This is a genomic window from Lichenicoccus roseus, from assembly GCF_005844085.1.
GTDB lineage: Bacteria > Pseudomonadota > Alphaproteobacteria > Acetobacterales > Acetobacteraceae > Lichenicoccus > Lichenicoccus roseus.
In genome coordinates this window covers 540793-558583 of record NZ_VCDI01000003.1, presented here as the reverse complement: position 1 = coordinate 558583, position 17791 = coordinate 540793, and the positions used below count along the sequence as shown (strand labels likewise).

The following is a 17791-nucleotide window of genomic DNA, read 5'->3' as shown; positions in this document are numbered from 1 at the left end:
CCCGGTCATTCCACGATGAAGCCGGCATCGCCCGGGATATGGACCGGCGATGCGGTTACGTTGATGCCCGCGTGCGCCCGCCCGTTCTGGCGCAGCAGCAGGATGCGCTCGAGGTCGCTGGGGGGCTGCCAGTCGTCGGTCGGCAGCCTGAGCGCTGCCGCAGTGTCGACAGGGCGCACGATATAGGGCGTGACCACGATCACCAGCTCGGACTGGTTGCGCAGGAAGGAGTCTGAATGGAACAGCGCCCCGAGGACCGGGACGTCGCCCAAGAACGGCACGCCGCTGCCAGTGTCGGTGGTGTTTTCCTGCAGCAGCCCGGCAATCGCGAAACTCTGGCCGCTGCCCAGCTCGACGGTAGTGTCGACGCGGCGCACGGTCAGCGCCGGGATCTGGATCACGCTGTTTCCGCTGCTGATGGAGACCGCGCCCTGGTTGGTGAGCGCGCTGACTTCCGGTCTGACATGCAAGCTGATCTGGCCGTCATCGAGGACGGTGGGGACGAACGAGAGCGAGATGCCGTACTGCTTGTACTCGACGCTGATGCTGTCCAGTCCGCCCGAGACCGGAACCGGAAATTCACCGCCTGCAAGAAAGCTTGCCGGCTCGCCACTCATCGTCGTCAGGTTCGGCTCGGCCAGCATGTGGATGAGCTGGTCTTCCGACAGCGCGTCGATCACAGTATCCAGGGTCGTCGCGTGGCCGCCGATCTTGAAGCGTGACAGGAAGCCGAAATTCTGCGCCAGCGCGGCCGCGGGATAAGCCGTCGAGACGCCGATGGCAGCCTGGGTGCCAAGCGCGTTGACCGACTGCCAGTTGATGCCGAGCTGGCGGGTCAGGATACGGGACATCTCCGCGATCCGCACACGCAGGTTGACCTGGATCGAGCCGTTGACGCGCATGTGGTTGACGACATGGCCGTCCCTGCCGAGCGCATCCTGCGCGACAGTGACCGCCTCCTGCGCGCCGGCGGGCGATGGCGCGACTCCGCTCAGGGTGATGCTGTCATTGCCCTGCTGCATGCGAATGCCGTCGAGCCCGCTCTGGCTGAGCACGTGACGGCCGGCCTGCGACGCATAGGTCGAGGGCACCACCTCCACGGTGTAGCGCCCGATGCTGTTGCCGTCGGCGTCGATCGCGACCACGGTGGTATGGCCAGGTGCCACGCCGAACACGAACAGGCTGGTCGGACTGGCTGCGCGAACCTCGGCGACTTTCGGATCGGCGGCGAAGATGTTGGCGGCGTGCGCCGACAGGGCGAGCAGCCGGCCTGAGCCTGCCTCGATGACAACATGGTGGGCGTCTCTCGGCACTGCCTGGCCTGGTGCGGCCGGCGTGCACAGGAGTGTTGCCACCAGGAGGCAGAAAAGGATCGTGACGGCGCGGCGCACCATCAGAAGTGGGTGTCCTTGGGATCACCGCTGCCGTTGAAGACGTGCAGAGTCGTGCTGACAATGGTCTGGTTGCGCGCCAACGCCGGCGAGACGTCGCCGCCCCAGGTCAGGCTGGCAGGTTGCCGGCTGCCGGCGCATTCGGACAGCGGACACACCGACAGCGAAAGCCTTCCCAGCCGCGCCGCCAGCGAGATGCGTTCGGCCTGGTCGGGTGTCGCCTCGATGGTGACCGTCCGCGAGGCGGCGCTGCCGCTGGTCGGAAGCTCGCCGCGCACGATGTCCTGGTCGGTTGCAATGATGCGCAGGCCGCTCAGTACCGTCTCCGCGGCCATGTGATGGCTACTCGACACACCCGGATCGTCGAGGGTCTGGGTCAGGATGAGATCGACATAGTCGCCGGGCCAGACCAATCCGGCGATGCCGCTCACCGCATCGACGCCAATGCTGACGGCGCGCTTGCCGGGCGACAGCACGGCCGCGAGATAACCGTGGTCGCCCGGCCTGACCACGTCCTGTGGAAACAACAGGCCGCCAGCCGGGATCGTGACGCGCAGCAGGGCGCCGGCGAGGCCCTGGCGCGCAGCGATGGAATCTGTCAGCGCATTCGGCGCCACGCTTGCGACGGGAAATTGCCTCGAGGCGAAATCCTCCGCGCGCACCAGCTGGCCGGCATGGATCAGGTGCGCCGCCACCAGGACGCTGGTTTCTGCCTGCACGACCGGAGCGGACGCCACGGCCGGATGATCGTTCGACATCAGTGAGATTGCGACGGCGCCGAAGCCGCCGATGCTCAGCAGCATGAAGACGACCAGGATGACGCGCGTGAGCATGGCCTCAGTGCCCGACGATCTGCGTCATGGTGCCGAGCGCGATGGCGACGGCGTATGGCAGCGGGCCGCGACGATGAACACGCCAGAGTTCCGCGCGTATGGCGCGACGGACGAGATGTCGCGGACGGACCGGCTGTGGTTGCGGGAGAACCTTGCCTGCGAAGACATACAGGATGGCGAGCATGCCGCCGACCATGCTGATTGAGATCAGCAACACCGGGACTTCATGCGGTGTCACGACCAGGGAGATGGCGGCGAGCAGCTTCACGTCGCCGCCGCCCAGCAGGCCCTTGCGCCAGGCCAGAGTCGCAGCCAGGAAGATCATCGTCGCGATCCACAGCGACGGCGCGATGGTGTGCGCCAGTGCCGCGCGCAGACAGCCGAGCGCTGCCAGGGAGGCGGGGACGCCATTCGGGATCGTCCGGCCGACCACGTCGTGAAGTGCAGCGTAGGCGAGCAGCAGCACGCACACGCACGGGATCATGGCAAGAGCATCCAAAGCGTTCAAAATATGTCATTCCGACGAGTGCTGGACGTCGACTTCCGGCGACACCGTCCGGCATCGCCGTAAGGGCGATTCAGAACTTCGCGCCGATAGCGACGAAAGCGGCGTCCATCTTGCTTCCGAGAGTCGTGAAGGCGGTTACCAGGACGGTAGCCAGCACACCGGCGATGATCGCGTATTCGAGCGCGGTGACGCCGCGGCGGTCAACGCCAAGACCGATGCAGGCGCGGAGGAGATTCAACATGGAAACTGTCCTGTCTTAGAGAGTTGCAATCGCGGTCGCATGGGGCATCGGGGCCGGCGACGATGGCAGGCCGGCAACCCGCAGACGCAATCTGACAAAGACTCGTTTCGGAAAAGTAAATTTCGGAGACAGGGTTCTCGATGGTGCCTGCGGAGCCTGGACCCACAGCTACGCGCGCCGGAGGTTAATGACTGGTTAACGCCCGACGAGCGTGACCTGGCAGTCGTGCGCGATCCCAGGTGCAACTCAGCAGGAGCACGGCGGGGGCGACGAGGGCGGCCAGTTGGACGTGAAGGTGACCGACGATCGGGGCCAGGCCGGGGAGCATCCAGCAGGCGGCCATCACGGTCGCGGACCAGGGTGGATAGAAGCCGCGGCGACCGTGGCGGACCAGCCAGCAGAGTGCCGCGAGAATGAAGACGAAGTCGTAGAACAGCGAGAACGGCGCCGCGATCACGGATGCGGCGAGCAGCCCGGCGGCGCGCAGCGGCAGCGCCGCCTGGCGCCGCCAGAGCATCGCCACCGCACCAACCGCCAGTGCCGTTGCGATCGCCTGCGCCACGGATGCGACGATGCGTGGGGCGCCCGCCGAGCGAAAGGCGCCGTACGGCATGACCAGCGCGCTATGCGAGGCGACCAGCTCAGCCCGGAAGTCCGGCTGGCAACTTGAGAGATAGACAAGGTAGGCGTTCCAGATCGCCGGGCTGAACAGCCAGGTCGAGAGCGCGCAGATCAGCACCGTGCCGGCTGCAGCCGCGGCAAACGCACGCCAATGACCGCCGGCCACGAAGGCCACCGGGACCAGCAGGGCATACTGGGGCTTGCAGGCAAGGCAGGCGACAAGCAGGCCGGCAAGCAGTGGCCGTCGCTCCAGGAGAAGCAGGGCCCCGGCAAACAGTCCGGCGGTGAAGAACGAGTTCTGGCCCAGCAGCAGCACCCAGGGGACGGCGGGGAATGCCAGCAGGCCGGCGATACACCGGCGCCAGGGCAAATCGAGGATTGCTCGCAGGACCGCAAGGCCGCCGACCAGCGTCACCGCCTCGAATGCCAGGAAGGCAGCAGGCAGGGGCAGCCGGCCGAGGACGCCGCACACCAGCAGAAAGGGCGGCGGGTAGAGGAAATACTCGTATGGGGTGCCGGGACCGAGCGCCGCCTGCTCGGCGGCATGATGGGCAACGCGGCTATAGGCGGCGAGGGCGTGGCCGCTGTCTGCCAGCACTCCGGCTGCATAGAAGCTGACGAAATCCAGCGAGCCGGGATGCTGGAGCGGGACGATCCAGCCACGTGCCCCGGCGAACAGGAAGGCGAAGACGATGGTTTGCATCCAGAGCAGGATCGCGACCCGGCGACGCAAGGCGGGGGTGGCCAGCCAGTCGCCGGTCGCGGCGTGCTCCCGCGTGCGCTGGATCGCCTCCGCGGACCGCCTCGCAAGGAGCGCAAGACGGCCTGGATCAGCCTGAGACCCGACGCCCATGCCTTGTCCTCCCGCGGCCCGACCGGTGCCGAGCCCTGGCAGGCGGGTCGGGGGCCGCAGGATGATGGCGAGATGTTTCTAAAGCGTTAGCGACCCTGCTCGGCGCTCGGAAGCGGGCCTCTCAGGTCGCGGTGGCGCGAGATGCCTCGATGGCGGCATCGACCGGGTCGTGCAGCATGCGTCCGACTGCTCCGGCCACCATGGCTCCGGCAATCGGCGCCACCCAGAACAGCCAGAGTTGGCCGAGATACTCGCCGCCGGCGAACAGGGCGGGGCCGGTGCTGCGGGCGGGGTTGACGGACGTGTTGGTGATCGGGATCGAGATCAGGTGGATCAGGGTCAGGGCGAAGCCGATCGGGATGCCGGCGAAACCGACCGCCGCACCCTTCGAGGTGGTCCCGATAATGATCATCAGAAAGAAGAAGGTGAGCAGGAACTCGGCGAGCAGGCAGGCGCCGAGGGAGTAGTGCCCCGGGCTGAGATCGCCGTATCCGTTGGAGGCGAATCCCGCCGGCAGCCAGTCGGGCTTGCCGCTGGCGATGATCCACAGCGCGCTGGAGGCCAGGATCGCGCCGATCACCTGAACGACGATGTAGGGGCCGACGTGCTTGCCCGCACACCGGCCGGCGGACCACAGGCCAAGGGTCACGGCGGGATTGAAATGGCCGCCGGAGATGTGGCCGACCGCGTAGGCCATGGACAGGACGGTGAGGCCGAAGGCGAAGGCGACGCCGAGGAAGCCGATGCCGAGATGCGGGAATGCGGCGGAGACGACGGCGCTGCCGCAGCCGCCGAAGACAAGCCAGAAAGTCCCGATGAATTCGGCAGCCAGACGCCGTTGCATGTCGTTCTTCATGACGCGGCCCCTACAGGATGAGCGAAGTCTAATATTTCGGACAGAATCTATCCATAAAATTCGACCGGGCGGCGGGATCCTCTCTCATTCGGCAATAGCACGCGTACTCCACAACCAGAACGTGCACCAATCGTGATTGACTAGATATGGTGCGACGCGCAGGGAAGGTCGCTATATATAGCCGTCTCCTCCGGCGAGTCGGGGCGGTTGATCAGTTCTTGGAGTGCCTGATGGACGGACATCTTGCGACGCGACTGCCCCTGGCGGACGACCAGGCCGACTTCTCGCTGGCCCGCCTGGACGGGGCTTTCGGTGAGCAGAAGCTGCCCGGGCGGAAGCTGGACCGGGGGATGGGCGAGGCGGTCGGACGGCGTACGGTGTTCAGGCCGGGCGATGCAGAGGATTTCGCCCGGGTGGCGGATCGCGTGGCGGCCGGGAACACCGCGCTGGTGGACCATGTCAGCGCATTCGAGCGGGCGCAGCTGCGCAATGCCATCGCTACCGGGGCATTGCTGACGTCCGGACGGCATCTGCAGCATGGCGACGCCGAGCAGCCTGGCCGCAACATGGAGGTGTTCACCAACTGCGCCACGGCGATCACCTCGTTCGCCAAGTTCTACCTGCTGCTGAATGGCTCCGGCGTAGGCCGCGCCTACGACGACGAGTTGTGCGCGGTCGACTGGGGACAGGCGCCGACACTGCTGCTGCATCTTTCGCCGGAGCATCCGGACTTTCCGCGCGACCGGTCCGGGCTGCACCGCTTCGGCGTCGAGATGCAGTTGCTGCCCTGGGGGATGGGGCCGGAGGATTTCGACGGCGCCGCAGAGGCGCAGGTGCGCGCCGTCCTTGACGCCGGGGTGCTGACGGACCTCGCGCAGGCGCCGGCCGGCGCGGTGCACCACCGGATCGCGGATAGCCGCGAGGGATGGGCCAAGGCGGTCGAGATCCTGGAGGCGATGGCGTTCCGGCGCCAGGCGGATCGCACCCTGGTGCTCGACCTGTCCATCATCCGGCGGGCCGGCAGTCCGATCGCCGGCATGCAGGGACGTCCGGCCTCCGGGCCGATCTCGCTGCTGCGCGGGCTGATGAACATCCGGCGTCATGTGATCGAGCCGGCGCGGGATGACAGCGGCGGCAGCAGGCTGCAGCCCTGGGAGCAGGCGCTGCTGGTCGATCACCATCTTTCTGTCGAGGTGCAGGTGGGCGGCGCACGGCGGGCGGCGCGCATGGCGACGAAGTCGTGGCGCGATCCCGGCGTGCTCGGCTTCGTGCGCTCGAAGTCCGAGGGCGGGCTGTGGACCGCCAACCACTCCGTCATGGTGGACCGCACCTTCTGGTCGTTGCTGGAGGGATCCGGGCAAGGCGACCTCGCCGTTCATGCCCGCGCGGTGTTCGACGAGGTGACCCGCTGCGCCTACGTCAACGGCGAGCCTGGCTTCATCAACGGTGACCTGCTGGAGGACCACCGCACCGGCACCGCCTGGGCCAAGCCGGTGCACGAGGATGGCCGCGACTTCGCCTCGCAGCGCTACCAGGCTGATGCAGCGGCGGACCTGCTGGCGGAGCTGTCGCGCCGGGCCAGCCGGGCGCGGTTTCCGGTGACCACCAATCCGTGCGGCGAGATCACCCTGCATGTGACGGGCGGCTATTGCGTGATCGCGGATTTCGCGCCTGCGCTGGCCTGCCCGGTCGGTCTCGGGGATTTCGCGCCGGGGCAGCCGACGGACGAGGTTGCCGGATTGTGGGACGCGCGGGTGGCGGACTCCGTCAGGCTGGGCGTGCGGTTCCTGCTGCGGGCCAACCGGATGGATGCGCTCTATGCGGAGGAAGTGGCGCGCACCAACCGCATCGGTATCGGCCCGACCGGGCTGCACGAATGGGCCTGGGTGCGGTTTGGCCTGAGCTTCCGCGATCTGCTGGACGAGGAGCGTGCCGCGCCGTTCTGGCGCATGCTGGAGGAACTGTCCGGGATCGCCAAGGCGGAGGCGAACGCCTATGCCGCCGAGCTCGGGACCACGCGCCCGGTCACGGTGACGACGGTGAAGCCGGCCGGCACGACCTCGAAGCTGTTCGGCCTGACCGAAGGGGCGCATCTGCCGGCGCGCCGGCAGTACCTGCGCTGGGTGCAGTTCCGCGGCACCCGCGATGCCGGGGCGGAGAGTGGCAACTGGCTGGAGGGCACCGATCCGCTGCTTCCGGAATACGAGCAGCGTGGCTATCCGGTGCGCACGCTGCGTTCGTTTCCGGGCATGAGCATCGTCGGTTTCCCGACGGTATCATTGATCCAGCGGCTCGGGCTGGGTGACGCTCTGGTGACGGCGCCGGAGGCATCGCCGGCGGAGCAGTATCAGTGGCTGCGCCTGCTGGAGCGCCACTGGATCGGAGCGGAGCAGGGCAACCAGGTCTCCTATACGCTCAAGATCTATACCGACCAGACGGATCTTGCCGCGTTCCGCGACATCGTGCTGCGCGAGCAGCCGCTGGTTCGTTGCTGCTCGATCCTGCCGAGCCGGCCGGACAACGAGCTTGGCTATGAATACCTGCCCGAGGAGGAGGTCTCCGCGGCACGGTTTGCGGCGATCGCCGATGGGATCCATGACGAGGCGGCCCAGGAGGTGGTGGACTGGGCCCACCTGCAATGTGCCAGCGGCGCCTGTCCGATCTGATTGTCTGCGAGCACCCGGATGCGGGTTGCGATACAATCGGCAACGTGCATCCGGCACCGTCTTGCTGCTTATGTCCGCCGGTCCGGCTGCGCGGCTGGAGACGAGGCTGACGGTATGGGCCGATAGCCGGACGGAAGGGCGGTCGATCCTCAGATGGACAAGCGGATAGGCCGGGACGCGCAGACGGGCCGGAACGAGCAGACTGGCCGGAACGAGCAGACTGGCCGGAACGAGCAGACTGGCCGGGGCGAACAGGCTGGCCAGGACGGGCGACATGCGACCGCATTGCTGGACCGCCAGCCGGTTCGGCAGGCTGCCTGGCGGCGGCCGGTGCTGCTGGTGGCGGTACTGCTGCTGTCGGCCCTGGCAGTGTGGTGGTTTGCCGTCGGGCGGGCGCCATCGGGGCAGCCAGCGGGTCATGCAACCAGGGTTGCGGCACAGCCCGTAGGGGCCGCGACCATCGCCACCGGCGCGCTTCCGGTGACGCTGACCGGGCTCGGCACGGTCACCCCGCTTGCGACAATCACCGTGCAGACGCAGATCAACGGCTACCTGATGTCGGTCGGATTCCACGAGGGCCAGCTCGTGCAGAAGGGTGACTTCCTGGCCCAGATCGATCCGCGCCTCTACCAGGCGGCAGTCGAGCAGGACGAGGGAACGCTGGGGCACGACACCGGCCTGCTGCACCAGGCGATCTCGGATCTCGCGCGCTACAAACTGCTGCTGGCGCAGCACAGCATCGCGGTGCAGCAGGAGGTCGACCAGGAATACCTGGTCGAGCAGTATCGCGGCACGGTGCTGGCCGACCAGGGAGCGCTCGCGACGGCCCAGGTCAACCTCGCCTACTGCCGTATCACCGCGCCGGTTACCGGACGCGTCGGACTGCGGCTGATCGATCCTGGCAACTACGTGCAGACATCGAGCACCACCGGGCTGGTGGTGCTGACCCAGCTGCAGCCGATCTCGGTCATCTTCGTGCTGCCGGAAGATGATCTTTCCGCCGTGTGGGAGGAGCTCCACGCCGGCCATACGCTGTCGGTGACTGCCTTCAACCGCACCGACCAGACGGCGATCGCTACCGGCACGCTCGACAGCGTCGATAACGAGGTCGACACCACCACCGGCACGGTGAAGCTGCGCGCCAATTTCGCCAATACCGACCAGTCGCTGTTCCCGAACGAGTTCGTGAATGCCGAACTCCTGGTGAACACGCTTTCGAACGTGGTGCTGGCGCCGGTGGCCGCCGTGCAGCACGGCGCGCCCGGGGATTTCGTCTACCTGATCAAGCCGGACAAGACCGTCGCGGTCACGGTGGTCAAGACCGGCGTCACCAGCGACGACAAGGTGCAGGTCCTGACCGGCCTCAAGGCCGGCGACCAGGTGGTGGTCGACGGCGCCGACCGGTTGCGCGACGGCGCGCATGTCCGCGTTACGGCCGATAGCGCCAACCCGTCGTCCGACGTCGATCCGGCAAACGCCAACCCGGGTCCCGGTGCGCCCCCCGGCGAGCAGCCGGCGCCGGCGACCCCGCAGGCACCCGGCCATCGCGGGCACCACAGGCACGACGCCGGCGATGCGGGTGGGGGCTCCGGTGGCCAGGCTTCAGGTGGCCAGTAGACGGTTGGGACAGCGAGTCCGAGGCCTGCAGCCGTGAGCCCGTCGCGCCTGTTCATCCTGCGGCCGGTGGCGACCACGCTGCTGATGGTGGCGATCCTGCTGATCGGCATCGTCGGCTACCAGTTCCTGCCGATCTCGGCGCTGCCGCAGGTGGATTATCCGACCATCCAGGTCTCCACCTTCTACCCCGGCGCCAGTCCGATCGTGATGACGACGGCGGTGACGGCGCCGCTGGAGCGGCAATTCGGCGAGATGCCCGGGCTGTCGCAGATGAGTTCGAGCAGTTCGGCCGGCGCCTCGGTGATCACGCTGCAGTTCGATCTCAGCCTCTCGCTGGATGTCGCCGAGCAGGAGGTGCAGGCAGCGATCAACGCCTCGACCAGCCTGCTGCCGACGGGCCTGCCGGCACCGCCGGTCTATGCAAAGATCAACCCCGCCGATACGCCGGTGATGACGCTCGCCGTCACGTCCAAGACGCTATCGCTGACCGCGATCGAGGATCTGGCCGACGTGCGCATCGCCCAGAAGCTGTCGCAGCTGGACGGGGTCGGGCAGGTGTCCCTGGCCGGCGGCCAGCGTCCCGCGGTGCAGATCCGGGTCAATCCGCGCACCCTGGCGTCGCTGGGCATCGCGATCGACGATATCCGCACCGATATCACCAACCAGAACACCGACCTGCCGAAGGGCAATTTCGACGGGCCCTCGCAGGACAGCACGATCAACAACAACGACCAGCTGCAGAGCGCCGAGGAGTATCGGCGACTGATCGTCGCCTACAAGAACAACGCCCCGGTGCGGCTGTCCGACGTCGCGTCGGTGATCGAAGGAGCCGAGAACACCGAGCTGGCGGCCTGGGCGGACAAGACACCGGCGATCATCATCAACATCCAGCGCCAGCCGGGCTCGAACGTGATCGCCGTGGTCGGCGAGATCAAGGCGCTGCTGCCGAAACTGAGGCTGTCGCTGCCGGGCGCGCTGGACATAAGGGTCCTGTCCGACCAGACCATCACCATCCGCGCCTCGGTCCGCGACGTCGAGTTCGAGCTTGGCCTCTCGGTCGTGCTGGTGGTGCTGGTGATCTTCGTGTTCCTGCGCAACCTGCCGGCGACGCTGATCCCGTCGCTTTCGGTGCCGCTGTCGCTGGTCGGCACCCTGGCCGGCATGTACCTGTTTGGTTTCTCGCTCGACACGCTGTCGCTGATGTCGCTCACCATCGCCACCGGCTTCGTGGTCGACGATGCCATCGTCATGATCGAGAACATCTCCCGCTACGTCGAGGAGGGGAGTTCGCCGCTGGAGGCGGCGCTGCGCGGCTCCAGCGAGATCGGCTTCACCATCATCTCGCTGACGGTCTCGCTGATCGCGGTGCTGATCCCGCTGCTGTTCATGAGCGACGTGGTCGGCCGGTTGTTCCACGAATTCGCCGTCACGCTCGCCACCACCATCATCCTCTCGGCCGTGGTGTCATTGACGCTGGTGCCGATGCTATGCGCGCTGCTGGTGAAGCACCGTCCGCAGGGCGCCCGCACCCGGATCGACCTTGCAGCCGAGCGCGGCTTCGACTGGCTGATCGGCCGCTACGACCGCGCCCTTGGCTGGGTGCTGAAGCACCAGGGCCTGACGCTGCTGGTGGCGACCCTGACCCTGGTGCTGACCTGCATCCAGTATATCGAGATTCCGAAGGGGTTCTTCCCGCAGCAGGATACCGGCGCCATCCAGGGCGTGACCGTGGCGGCGCAGGATATCTCGTTCGGATCGATGGCAGCGCAGCAGCAGCGCCTGGCCGACATCATCCTGCGCGACCCGGACGTCGCGAACCTGTCCTCGTTCATCGGCGTCGATGGCACCAACAAGACGCTCAACAGCGGGCGGATGCTGATCACGCTGAAGCCGTTCGACCAGCGCACCGATACCGCGAACCAGATCATCGCGCGGCTGAACCAGGCCACGCAGTCGCTCGCGTCGATATCGGTTGCGCTGCAGCCGGTGCAGAACCTGACCATCGACAGTACGGTCGGGCGGGCACAGTACCTGTTCTTCCTGGAGAACCCGAACGGCGCGCTGTTCTCGACCTGGGCGCCGCGCCTGGTCGAGCGGCTGGCGCAGAATCCGCTGTTTCACGACGTATCGAGCGATCTGTCCGCCAACGGCCGCCAGTTGCAGATGACGATCGACCGGCAGACCGCCGCGCGCTTCGGGATCACGCCCGCTTCGATAGACAACGCGTTGTACGACGCCTTCGGGCAGCGGATCGCCTCGACACTGTATACGCAGTCGAACCAGTACCGGGTCATTCTCAATGCGGACATGCGCGACGTGCGCAGCCTGCGCAACGCGTTGGCGGCAATCTACCTGCCGTCCTCCACCTCGACCGCAACCGGCGGCGTGGCACCGGCCCAGGTGCCGCTGGGTGCGCTGGTCAGCGTGTCGGAAACCAGCGGGGCGCTGCAGATCGAGCATCTCGGGCAGTTCCCGACGATCTCGATCTCCTTCAACCTCGCGCCGAACGCGTCGCTGGACAAGGTTGTCGCCGCCATCGAGCAGGCCAAGCAGGATATCGGGCTGCCGGCGACCTTCAGCACCGCCTACCAGGGTGTGCTGTCGGCGTTCCAGAACTCGCTGGGCAACGAGCTGCTGCTGATCCTGGCTGCCGTGGTTGCGGTCTATATCGTGCTCGGCGTGCTGTACGAGAGCTTCCTGCACCCGCTCACCATCCTGTCGACGCTGCCATCGGCCGGCGTCGGGGCGCTGCTGTTCCTGCGACTGGGGGGCTACGATCTCGATATCATCGGCATCATCGGCATCATCCTGCTGATCGGCATCGTGAAGAAGAACGCGATCATGATCATCGACTTCGCGCTCGAGGCCGAGCGGGTAGAGGGCAAGCCACCGGTCGAGGCCATCCACCAGGCCTGCCTGCTGCGGTTCCGGCCGATCCTGATGACCACCCTGGCTGCGATGTTCGGCGCCATGCCGCTGATGCTGGCGACCGGAGCCGGGTCCGAACTGCGTCGGCCGCTCGGCATCTGCATCGTCGGCGGCCTGCTGGCGAGCCAGTTGCTGACCCTGTTCACCACGCCGGTCATCTACCTGGCGGTGGATCGCATGGGAGTGCGGCTGTTCGGGCTGCACGCCAATCGGAATACCGGCGAGGTTGCGGCGGAATGAGCGGTCGCGGCAGGCTGTGGGCTGCGCCTGCATGAACATCTCCGCCCCGTTCATCTCGCGGCCCGTCGCCACCACGCTGCTCACCATCGCGATCACGCTCGCCGGGCTGCTCGGCTACGCCAAGCTGCCGGTGTCGCCGCTGCCGCAGATCGATTTCCCGACCATCATGGTGAATGCGCAGCTGCCCGGCGCCAGTCCGGAAGTGGTCGCCACCAGCCTGGCGGCACCGCTGGAGCGGCATCTCGGGCAGATCGCGGACGTCACCGAGATGACATCGCAGAGCCAGACCGGGCAGGTGCGCATCACCCTGCAGTTCGGCCTGAGCCGCGACATCAACGGCGCCGCACGCGACGTGCAGGCCGGGATCAACGCGGCGCAGGCCGACCTGCCGACGAACCTGCTGTCGCAGCCGACCTATCGCCTGGTCAACCCGGCCGACGCGCCGATCCTGATCCTGGCGCTCACCTCGAAGACCCTGACCCGCGGACAGATGTACGACAGCGCCAGCACGGTGATGCAGCAGCAGCTGTCACAGCTGTCCGGCATCGGCCAGGTGGTGATCAGCGGCGCCGCGCTGCCGGCGGTGCGTGTCGAGCTCGATCCGCTGGAGCTGTTCCACTACGGGATCGGGCTCGAGGATATTCGTTCGGCGCTGACCAACTCGAACGCCAACACGCCCAAGGGCAGCATCGATCTTGGCGGCCATCGCTGGCAGATCGCCGACAACGACCAGTCCAACCACGCGGACGACTACCGGCCGATGGTGGTCGCGTATCGCAACGGCGACGCGGTGCGGCTGTCGGACGTGGCGCAGGTGACAGACTCCGTGCAGGACGTGCGCAACCTCGGCCTTGCGGACGGCAAGCCGGCGGTGCTGGTGATCCTGTTCCGCCAGCCCGGCGCCAACATCATCTCGACAATCGACGGCGTGCGCGCCGCGGTGCCGAAGCTGCGGGCGGCGCTGCCGAGCGACCTCGACATCACGTTCGCGATCGACCGCTCGACCACAATACGGGCGTCACTGGCGGACACCCAGCGTACCCTGATCATCGCGGTGCTGCTGGTGATCGCAGTGGTGTACGTGTTCCTGCGCAGCGGCCGCGCGACGCTGATCCCGGCGATCGCCGTGCCGGTCTCGATCATTGGCACCTTCGGGGTGATGTACCTGTTCGGCTATTCGCTGGACAACCTGTCGCTGATGGCGCTGACGATTGCCACCGGCTTCGTGGTCGACGATGCGATCGTGGTGCTGGAGAACATCTCGCGGCACTTGGAGGACGGCATGCCGCGCGTGCAGGCGGCGCTGATCGGGGCGCGCGACGTCGGTTTTACCGTGGTGTCGATCACGCTCTCGCTGATCGCGGTGTTCCTGCCGATCCTGCTGATGGGCGGAATCGTCGGCCGCCTGTTCCGCGAATTCGCGGTCACGCTGTCGGTGGCCATCCTGGTGTCGATGCTGATCTCGCTCACCACGACACCGATGATGTGCGCGCTGTTCCTGCGTCCGGAGAAAGTCCGGGAGGCGGCGGGCACGACGGCACTGGACAGGCTGCGCAACCGCAGCCTGTTCCAGCGGGTGCAGGACGGCTATGCGCGGGTGCTTGCCGTGGCCCTCGACCATCCGGTGCTGGTCCTGTTGCTGCTGGCGGGGACGGTCGCGCTGAACGTCTGGTTGCTGGTAGTCATCCCGAAGGGGTTCTTTCCGGAGCAGGATACCGGACGGCTGATGGGCTCGCTGCAGGCGGACCAGTCGATCTCGTTCCAGCTGATGAGCAAGAAGTTCACCCAGATGATGTCGATCGTGCAGCACGACCCGGCGGTGCAGGACGTGGTCGGCACCACCGGGCAGGGCAGCGGCGGCGCTTCGTCGCAGACCAATACCGCCACGGTCTATGTCTCGCTGAAGCCGCTCGCCCAGCGCGACCGCATGCCTCAGGTCCTGGCCGGGCTGCGGCGGGAGCTTGGCCATGTTCCGGGCGGCAGGCTCTACATGCAGGCGGTGCAGGACATCCGGGTCGGCGGGCGCCAGAGCAACGCCGCCTACCAGTACACGCTGCTCGGCGACAACAGCGACGAGGTCAACGAATGGGGCCCGAAGCTGCTGGCGGCGCTGCAGCATGGCCATGTGCTGGTCGATGTCAGCTCGGACCAGCAGCAGGGTGGGCTGGAAACCAATATCGTGGTCGACCGGGCGACGGCGTCGCGGCTCGACCTCACGATGTACCAGGTGGACAACACGCTCTACGACGCCTTCGGCCAGCGCTCGGTGTCGACCATCTACGACGCCGAGAACCAGTATCACGTGGTGATGGAGGTGGCGCCGCAATACTGGCAGCGGCCGTCGATCCTCGGGCAGATCTGGATCAGCACGTCCGGCGCCCAGGCGAGCGGGTCGGAGACGACGGCGCTGTCGGGCGGATCGGTCTCGGCGGGGAGTGCCACCGGGATCACCACGGCCTCGGTGGTCTCCGTGCCGGCGGTCTCGGCCTCGCGGTCCTCGAGCGCCGACGGGGCCACCAACAGGTCCGCCGTGTTGACCAACAACACCGTCTCGCTGTCGATCGTGGCGAGTGCTGCGGGAAGCAACGGCAACTCCGCCAGCAGCAGCGCGAGCGCCACGAGCAGCAGCAGCGGCACCACCAGCAACGGGACATCGAGCAGCAGCACGTCGAGCAGCAGCACCACCGGCAGCAGCTCCAGCAGCAGCACCGCCGCCAACAACGCGGTTCGCACGGCGGCGCAGGCCTCGCTGACCAGCACCGGCAACGGCAGCTCGTCCTCGGCCTCGGCGGTCTCGACCTCGGCCGAGACGATGATCCCGCTTTCGGCGGTGGCGCATTCGATCGCCGACCACACGCCGCTCGCCGTAAACCACCAGAGCCAGTACGTGGCGACGACGATCTCGTTCAACCTGGCACCGGGCAAGTCGCTCAGCGACGCCACCGACGAGATCCAGAAGGCCGTGCAGTCGATCCGCTTGCCGGGGGATCTCACGGTGGGCTTCGCCGGCACCGCGCTGACCTACCAGCAATCGCTGAAGTCGGAGCCGATCCTGGTGCTGGCGGCGCTGACCGCGATCTACATCGTCCTCGGCGTGCTTTACGAAAGCTTCATCCACCCGCTGACGATCCTGTCGACGATCCCGTCCGCCGGCGTCGGCGCGGTGCTGGCGCTGATGCTGTTCGGGATCCCGTTCACCATCATCGCGCTGATCGGGATGATCCTGCTGATCGGCATCGTGAAGAAGAATGCGATCCTGATGATCGACTTCGCACTCGCCGCCGAGCGCGAGGACGGAATGGATAGCCGGGAGGCGATCTTCCAGGCGGCCGTGTTGCGGTTCCGGCCCATCATGATGACGACCTGCGCGGCACTGCTCGGCGCACTGCCGCTGTGCTTCAGCTTCGGCGAGGGGAGCGAACTGCGGCAACCACTCGGGATCTCCATCGTCGGCGGGCTGATCGTCAGCCAGGCGCTGACGCTGTTCACCACCCCGGTGGTCTATCTGGCGCTGGACCGGCTGCGGCTGCGTGGACGCCGCAGCGATACGCGGCAGCTTCCGGCGCAATGACTCCTGTTCGGTATCAACACGAGTTCGATCTGTAGCACTGAACAGACAAGTTCTGTTTGTCTGGCACAGGCCTGTGCAAGACATCGTCGGGATGGACATACGCGCATTAGCTCCATCTGTGATCCTGTTCTCGATATTAAGATGATTTGGTGAACTTCGGTTCATCGATTTAGCTGTTGAGAAGCCGGGTTGGTTCCATTAACAGTCTTTTTGCGACGCCTACCAGCTTCCGCAAACAGAAAATTGGAACAGTATCATGGCTGGTGTCACCGTCTCCGGAGGCTCGGGCGAAACTATTACATTACCGTTTGCATCGGGACAGAACGCCCTGCTGGCGCAGGGGCTTGCCGATGCTTTGACGAAATCGATCAACTCGGGAGCGCTGTCGGCGGTGACCTACACCGGCGCAAGCCTGCCGCCGGTCACGCCAGGGGTCCAGGAGGAAGTCGTCATCAAGGCGAGCGGGCCGTTGTCATTGCCGAGCGAGGCAGTCGCGCTGGTCGATGTTGCTGCCAATTCGGTGGTGTTCGGCGGCGGCGCGTTGAATGAGACCGTATTGGCTGGTTCCGGCGCGCTCACCTTCTTCACGGAGGGCGGGTCGGGAACGATCGTGACCGGCGACGGGAACAACCGCATCATCGAAAGCGGGAGCGGACCCTGGAACATCGCGACCGGGGCAGGCAACGACTTCATCTCTGTCGCGGGCGGTCTCAACACCGTCTCCGCCGGGACAGGTGACAACACGATCCTGCTCAACGGCGGTGACAACCTGATCAACTCGACCGGCAACGACACGATCTCCGCAAATTCGGGTAGCGATACGATTGCCGCCAGCGGCGGCAGCCCGGTCCGGGTCAGCGCGACCGGGGCCGATCTCACCTTCATCGGCGGTGCCGGGGCTGCGACAGTCCTTGGCGGAGCCGGCTCGGATACCGTATTTGCCGTTGCGGGTGGGTATTTCCAGGGCGGAACGGCCGGCAACAACCTGATCGTCGGCGGCAGCGGACCAACCACCATCCTTGGCGGCGGCAGCGGCGATGTGCTGGATGCGACCGGAAGCGGGGGCACCAGCCTGTATGCCGCAGGAGGTAACGAGACGCTCGACGGATCGCTCTCCTCGGGCAACGACCTGCTGCAGGCCGGCGGCGGATCCGATCAAGTGACCGGCGGCTATGGCACCGACACCCTGATCGGCGGTAGCGGCACCGTCACCATGCAGGGCGGGCTCGGCAAGGACGTCTTCCAGTTCATCAAGGGCGATGCCTCGAACGCCCTGATCGTCGACTTCTCCGGCGCCAAGGGTGACAGCCTCAACCTCAAGGGCTTCGGCAGCAGCGAGGTGAGCTACGCCTTGCAGCATGTCCAGTACAGCGCGACCGGCGCCGTCGTCACGCTTTCGGACAACACAAAGATCACCTTGACCAACGTCACCGACTTGACCAAGAGCAATTTCTCCTGATCAGGAG

At 66.7% G+C, this 17791-nt stretch carries 11 protein-coding genes; 5 read left to right on the top strand and 6 right to left on the bottom strand.

Translation table 11 applies throughout. The features are described from left to right. Nucleotides 1-5 precede the first annotated feature (5 nt). From FE263_RS11805 to aqpZ, 6 genes are all read right to left on the bottom strand, one after another. Nucleotides 6-1394, bottom strand: a complete 1389-nt coding sequence (locus FE263_RS11805) for a type II and III secretion system protein family protein (protein ID WP_138326172.1) — start codon at nucleotides 1392-1394, stop codon at nucleotides 6-8. Further along, nucleotides 1394-2224, bottom strand: coding sequence for a Flp pilus assembly protein CpaB (cpaB, locus tag FE263_RS11800; protein ID WP_138326171.1), 831 nt, complete (start codon nucleotides 2222-2224; stop codon nucleotides 1394-1396). The genes FE263_RS11805 and cpaB overlap by 1 nt, the downstream gene beginning before the upstream one ends. A 4-nt stretch (nucleotides 2225-2228) precedes the next feature. Continuing rightward, complete coding sequence (locus tag FE263_RS11795; RefSeq protein WP_138326170.1) at nucleotides 2229-2708, bottom strand: A24 family peptidase; 480 nt, start codon at nucleotides 2706-2708, stop codon at nucleotides 2229-2231. Nucleotides 2709-2802: 94 nt separating this feature from the next. Then, nucleotides 2803-2973 (bottom strand): Flp family type IVb pilin, encoded by a 171-nt coding sequence (locus FE263_RS11790; protein WP_138326169.1) that lies wholly within the window; start codon nucleotides 2971-2973, stop codon nucleotides 2803-2805. Nucleotides 2974-3157: 184 nt separating this feature from the next. Beyond that, nucleotides 3158-4447 (bottom strand): glycosyltransferase family 87 protein, encoded by a 1290-nt coding sequence (locus tag FE263_RS11785; RefSeq protein WP_138326168.1) that lies wholly within the window; start codon nucleotides 4445-4447, stop codon nucleotides 3158-3160. A 121-nt stretch (nucleotides 4448-4568) separates the two neighbouring features. Continuing rightward, nucleotides 4569-5291, bottom strand: coding sequence for an aquaporin Z (gene aqpZ, locus FE263_RS11780; protein WP_240759403.1), 723 nt, complete (start codon nucleotides 5289-5291; stop codon nucleotides 4569-4571). Between the two features lie 242 nt (nucleotides 5292-5533). Between aqpZ and FE263_RS11775 the strand changes: the two genes are divergently transcribed. From FE263_RS11775 to FE263_RS11755, 5 genes are all read left to right on the top strand, one after another. Beyond that, on the top strand, nucleotides 5534-7969 hold the full coding sequence (locus tag FE263_RS11775) for a recombinase (RefSeq protein WP_240759400.1): 2436 nt from the start codon (nucleotides 5534-5536) through the stop codon (nucleotides 7967-7969). Nucleotides 7970-8122: 153 nt separating this feature from the next. After that, the gene (locus tag FE263_RS11770; RefSeq protein WP_138326166.1) at nucleotides 8123-9586 is read left to right on the top strand and encodes an efflux RND transporter periplasmic adaptor subunit; all 1464 of its coding nucleotides are present in this window, start codon (nucleotides 8123-8125) and stop codon (nucleotides 9584-9586) included. Nucleotides 9587-9619: 33 nt separating this feature from the next. Further along, a complete protein-coding gene (locus FE263_RS11765) occupies nucleotides 9620-12754 on the top strand; it encodes an efflux RND transporter permease subunit (protein ID WP_138326165.1) in 3135 nt (1044 codons plus the stop codon). 31 nt (nucleotides 12755-12785) lie between these two features. After that, the gene (locus FE263_RS22555; RefSeq protein ID WP_138326164.1) at nucleotides 12786-16325 is read left to right on the top strand and encodes an efflux RND transporter permease subunit; all 3540 of its coding nucleotides are present in this window, start codon (nucleotides 12786-12788) and stop codon (nucleotides 16323-16325) included. A 256-nt stretch (nucleotides 16326-16581) separates the two neighbouring features. Next, the gene (locus FE263_RS11755; protein ID WP_138326163.1) at nucleotides 16582-17784 is read left to right on the top strand and encodes a calcium-binding protein; all 1203 of its coding nucleotides are present in this window, start codon (nucleotides 16582-16584) and stop codon (nucleotides 17782-17784) included. Nucleotides 17785-17791 lie beyond the last annotated feature (7 nt).